Source organism: Bacillus sp. 05T31 (assembly GCF_056396725.1).
In genome coordinates this window covers 1-2,070 of the sequence record NZ_JBFTMA010000754.1, presented here as the reverse complement: position 1 = coordinate 2,070, position 2,070 = coordinate 1, and the positions used below count along the sequence as shown (strand labels likewise).

At 32.0% G+C, this 2,070-nt stretch carries 4 protein-coding genes and 1 pseudogene; all 5 read right to left on the bottom strand.

Annotation, left to right across the window (positions count from 1 at the left end; genetic code table 11):
- Positions 1 to 254: pseudogene (locus tag AC1DJR_RS27805) on the bottom strand (aminoglycoside phosphotransferase); the annotation flags it as partial.
- A 26-nt stretch (positions 255 to 280) separates the two neighbouring features.
- Entirely contained in the window at positions 281 to 667 is a 387-nt protein-coding gene (locus tag AC1DJR_RS27800; protein WP_477004027.1) for a ribosomal maturation YjgA family protein, read from the bottom strand.
- A gap of 92 nt (positions 668 to 759) precedes the next feature.
- Complete coding sequence (locus tag AC1DJR_RS27795; protein ID WP_085311530.1) at positions 760 to 1,113, bottom strand: MmcQ/YjbR family DNA-binding protein; 354 nt, start codon at positions 1,111 to 1,113, stop codon at positions 760 to 762.
- 15 nt (positions 1,114 to 1,128) lie between these two features.
- Positions 1,129 to 1,533: a GNAT family N-acetyltransferase gene (locus AC1DJR_RS27790; protein ID WP_429688621.1), complete on the bottom strand. Its 405-nt coding sequence runs from the start codon at positions 1,531 to 1,533 to the stop codon at positions 1,129 to 1,131.
- Positions 1,534 to 1,567: 34 nt separating this feature from the next.
- The gene (locus AC1DJR_RS27785; protein ID WP_477004026.1) at positions 1,568 to 1,984 is read right to left on the bottom strand and encodes a GNAT family N-acetyltransferase; all 417 of its coding nucleotides are present in this window, start codon (positions 1,982 to 1,984) and stop codon (positions 1,568 to 1,570) included.
- Between the last annotated feature and the right edge of the window lie 86 nt (positions 1,985 to 2,070).

Here is a 2,070-nt window from a genome sequence, read left to right as displayed (position 1 = left end):
CAATAATTCTTCTCTTTATACAATACGTACCTTTCATCATTTCTCGTTTTTGCTAATTTTTGTACTTTAACTCCTTTTTCATCAAGCTGTTCTAATACATTTAGTTCAACTAGAAACTGTTTTATCGATCCCTTTCCCTTTAAAATATACGCTTTATTATTACAATGAATCTTCGTTACGTTTGGTTGAATTTCAGTAGCTGTGACACCTTTATCTTGAAACCAAAACTTTGCAATTTCTAATATATCCTTCATGTACAAATCCCCCTTTTTAAAGTCACTTATTTCTTCCGTAGCACAAACTCACCAAGCATTCCTACTCCAACACCAATTGTGTAAGCCACTAAATCACTCCATAAAAATCCGTAACCTAATACGAGTCCACCTAAAGTCGTTGCTCGAATGCTATCTATCCATTCCGCATGGTACAATTGACTAATTTCAATCCCGTAGCAAAATATCAAACTAATAAAAGCTAATTTCCTCGTTTCTATTTTAGGAAACAAAAATCCRAATCCAATAAAAATCATTAATGCCCATAAAGCATCACCTAAGTAMYCATTTAAYAAATCTGGTAACGCAAAAGMAAACTTTCTTGAACTAAGRCCTAAMATAATAACAACTATAGTAAACACCRCATATAGTAATCTATTTCGTTTCGTATTCATTTCAAAATCCCCTAATATATAATGTAAAACTGCAAATAGCTAGTAAAATATAATCATTTTACTAGCTATTTATAGTCGACTTCACTTTGTATTTAATCCAATAACTCTTGCTGCTTTTTCTTTGAAAATGATTGTAATACTAAATCATACGACCAATCTATCATTTTATTAATTTGTTCTTGTCCTACATCCTTATGTATATACACTGTATTCCAATGCTTTTTATTCATATGATATCCAGGAATTATTGTTTCTGGGTAATCTTCTCTTATTCGTAAAGAAAGTTCTGGATCACATTTTAATGTAATCGCAGCTTTTTCACCTTCTTCATGATTCACTATCGCAAATATTTTATTATTTAACCTCATACATGTTGCACTCCAGCCATCTGGAGAATCTTCTGTCGCTTTTCTTTTCGATAAACAATACGATCTTGTTGCATTCATTCTAATTGGCACCTCTTATTCTTTCACTATTTGATTACGATGCATCACAATTTGCTTCGTAACTTGAAATTGCTGTTCACCATAGAACTTTATTAGTTTCTCTCCGCAAAATAGACTAACAATATCAATATGGGATACCTCTTGAAGTAACATTGTAAGCATCTTCTCACCAATTCCCTTGTTTCTTACACTCTCATGTACGACAACATCTTCAATATACGCCCGAAAAACACCGTCAGTAACAACTCTAGCAAATCCAATTAATTCATTTTCTTTCCATACCCCAATTGCTATGCTATTCTTTAACATTTTTTGAATATCGACTTCTTTTCTTTCTGGCCACCAACCTACAGAATCGTAAAGCATTTTTATTTGTTGTGCAGAGATAGACTGTTCGTGGTGAGATTTATAAGTGTACATTTTTCGTTCTCCTAGTAAACATAATATAATTATATTAAAGTCTTTTTTCTAAAAAATGCTGACTATGACCTTTAGGATGATCTTCAACAATCCCAAACTCTCGATAACCATGCTTTTTATAAAAATCTGGTGCTTGGAAACTAAATGAATCTAGTAATATGAGTCTACATCCTTTTTCTTTCGCGATTTCTTCGATTTTATGTAATAATTGGCTTCCATATCCACCATGACGAACTGATTCATCTACCCATAAAAAATCGATATGAAGGTGATAAAAATACATCGTTCCTGTTACCCCGCCAAAGATTTTCCCTTCCTCATCTTTCACTACGAARCTTACTTGTTCCATCGGTTGCTTTACTTCATCTGTTAAAATAGACATGTTATATYGAATTACTTTATTTTTAATGTATTCTCCTTCAGTGCGAGTACCATTCTCTATGCTTTTCATATATTTCTTCCTTTCAACTTAGTAAGCTACATTTAATTTTTACTTCTTCTCTTTAATATACTGATGAATATAAATCCAGCATATGT